The 2,790-nt window shown below is 41.3% G+C and carries 2 protein-coding genes and 1 pseudogene; 2 read left to right on the forward strand and 1 reads right to left on the reverse strand.

Annotated features, from left to right (window positions below; genetic code table 11):
* Positions 1-186 (reverse strand): annotated as a pseudogene (locus tag LEP1GSC060_RS09850) (hypothetical protein); the annotation flags it as partial.
* Between the two features lie 414 nt (positions 187-600).
* Between LEP1GSC060_RS09850 and LEP1GSC060_RS09855 the strand changes: the two are divergent.
* Positions 601-1,380, forward strand: a complete 780-nt coding sequence (locus LEP1GSC060_RS09855) for a GNAT family N-acetyltransferase (RefSeq protein WP_003002821.1) — start codon at positions 601-603, stop codon at positions 1,378-1,380.
* Positions 1,381-1,475: 95 nt separating this feature from the next.
* Positions 1,476-2,567, forward strand: coding sequence for a hypothetical protein (locus LEP1GSC060_RS09860; protein WP_003002818.1), 1,092 nt, complete (start codon positions 1,476-1,478; stop codon positions 2,565-2,567).
* The last annotated feature ends 223 nt before the right edge of the window (positions 2,568-2,790 follow it).

Here is a 2,790-nt window from a genome sequence, read left to right on the forward strand (position 1 = left end):
AAACACTTGCGGATTTAATTTCTCCCGCGCTAAGGAAAACGCTTGTTTCGTCACAGCTTTCTTTCCTAAATTCTTAAAATATCTATATAACTCGACCGCTAAGCTTTTGTTTAATAAGTTTATCATGGCTATAAGCAACCTCGGTAGGGTTAGTTGACGATTCCGAGTAAAAGCACTCGGTTTCATTCGCGCGATTTCCAGAATCTTTCTGGAATATATCCAAGCTTCTAATTCGCCTATGACTGTTATTCTTTCTTGCCCATGTCTTCTTGTCGTACTAAATTCTTTAATCTTTAGTCTTTTTTCTTAAATTGACAGCATTGCCCTATGAGTCGCGAGATAGGGATCGATGCGGAGTCAAGTTATTGGAATTAGAGAAATTGAATGTATTAAAATCGAACACAATAACTTGACTGGAGCGGAGAGCCCGGTTCATCCTTGGGTTTTACCCAAGGATGAAGCCGCCCAATCAAGCGATTCTTAGAGAGAAAATTAACGCTTATTTTCCCCGAATCAAGTCGCAGAAATTTATTTCCCATGTAATCCGAACGTAAAAAAAACGAATAAGATGATGTACAATCCAAAACCTAAGGAGTTGTTATGGGAACGAATTTCGTAGACAACGGGGTGAGAACGGAACGCAAACTGGAAGTTCGGATCGCCGAAAACCAGTTGGAAATAGAACGTACTCTCGCACTTCGTTATGAAGTTTTCAATCTCGAATTGGGGGAAGGGCTTCCTCAATCCGCCGCGACCCGCAAAGACAGGGACGAATACGATCGTTTTTGCGATCATTTGATCGTGGTCGATAAAAACCGCGAAAACAAAATCGTCGGAACGTATCGAATTCTTCGTAGATCCGTTGCGAAACAAAACTTAGGTTTTTATGCAGACAACGAATTCGATATCTCTAAGATTTACGAATTGCACGCGGAAACGGCGGAGATCGGAAGGAGCTGCGTTCATCCGGAATACAGAGACGGATCCGTGATTTCGATGCTTTGGGCCGGACTCGGAGCGTATATGCAGAAACATAACGTTAGATACCTTTTCGGTTGCGGTTCGATTCATCATACCGACGCACAATCCGCTAACGAAATTTACGCTTATTTAAAAGATAAGGACGTTCTTGTAAGAAAGGAATTTGACGTAACACCTCTTCTCGGTTTTGAAATTCCGGGTTTCGATCCGAACTATCAAGTGGAAGATATAAAATCCGTTTACAAAAGAATTCCGGCTTTGATCAAAGGATACATTAGAGCGGGTTCTAAAATTTGCGGAACTCCCGCTTTGGATAAAATTTTTAAAACCATAGACTTTTTCATCCTCTTCGATCTTCGCGATATTGAATCCAAATACGGAAAACATTTTCTGGATTAAAACCGTCTTTACGCCCTACCGGAACCCCCCCTTGACGGGAGTTCCGGCGTTTTATTAATATCTTTTTAAGCGTCCGCTTAGAGATATCTTTTCCGATGAAACAAAATGAAATAGATTTTCAGCATCCTAGTATTCTAGACCAAATCAGATTCTATTCTTTGGTTGTAATGGCTGGAATTCTGATGGTCGTCGCTTATCAATTCGGATCTCCCGCTTACTATTTAGGTTGGTTTGCATTTTTTATCAGCGCATTTTCCGTAGCAGGAAACGACGCAGTACAAACGGTCGGGACGTTTATAGAAAGTAAAAGAACCGTTCACTGGATTCTCAAGTTAGTCGTTTTAGGTGGAATCGTCGTCGTCATTTTTTTTGGTACTTGGATTTGGAACGATTCCCAGATTCATTTCGGACGTTTGGAAAGTTTTCCGGAAGTTCGGCAATTCAATCTCATACAACTTTTAGCTCCTTTGATTTTAGTCGTAATCACTCGTTTGAAATCTCCCATTTCCACGACCTTTTTGATCCTGGGACTTTTCGGAGGAAATAACATCGAAAAGATGCTTACCAAATCCTTTTTCGGATATGGAATCGCTTTCGGAGTTGCGATTTTGATTTGGGGGATTTTGGTAAAAATCGATCCGAAAGAATATACCGAGGATCACGTTCCCGATCCGAGAAGTGAAAAACGTTGGGCGCTTTTTCAGTGGTTGTCGACGATTTATCTTTGGATCGCTTGGTTGCGTCAAGACGCGGCAAACATCGTAATTTATCTTCCCAGACAACTTTCCATCTTAGAATTCATTCTCGCAATTACGATGCTCGTTGTAGCTCTAGGAATCATTCTTTATACCAATGGCGGAACCATTCAAGAAATCGTAACGGAAAAGTCGGACATTCAATGGTCCAAGGCCGCAACGATTGTGGATTTGGTCTACGGTACCATTCTGATCGTTTTTCACGAATGGAGCAAAATGCCCATGTCGACAACTTGGGTGTTTTTAGGAATGCTCGCGGGTCGAGAAATCATTCTCAACTTTATGACTTTTAGGGATCTTCCTTATTTGGAAACGTTCCGAAAAGTCGGAAAAGATGTATTACTTGCGTCGATGGGAATCGCCGTCAGCGTTTTTATTTTTATCCTAGCCTCTCAAATTTATCCGAATACCGACGCCGGTTTTTTAAAATAACGGGAGCAGGGCCGTAACCAATGCGAAAGCGATTGAAGCGGAGTCAATAAATTGAAACTAAAGGCGATATATTGTATCACGTTTCTTTCATGCAATTTATTGACTATAGCTGAAAGCGCGGTCCGGCCTGCCAAGGCCGGATTCGCCCAAACTTTCTTAGACCGAATCCGATTTTTTAAAAGAACGTTTTGAAAATTTTTTTTCTTTTTTTCTACCGAATCCG

It is taken from the genome of Leptospira weilii serovar Ranarum str. ICFT (genome assembly GCF_000332415.1).
In the GTDB taxonomy this organism is placed as follows: domain Bacteria; phylum Spirochaetota; class Leptospiria; order Leptospirales; family Leptospiraceae; genus Leptospira; species Leptospira weilii_A.

Excerpts from the sequence above, each read along its gene's own strand:
- LEP1GSC060_RS09855 (WP_003002821.1), top strand. The coding sequence starts at position 601 with ATGGGAACGAATTTCGTAGACAACGGGGTGAGAACGGAACGCAAACTG.
- LEP1GSC060_RS09860 (WP_003002818.1), top strand. The coding sequence starts at position 1,476 with ATGAAACAAAATGAAATAGATTTTCAGCATCCTAGTATTCTAGACCAA.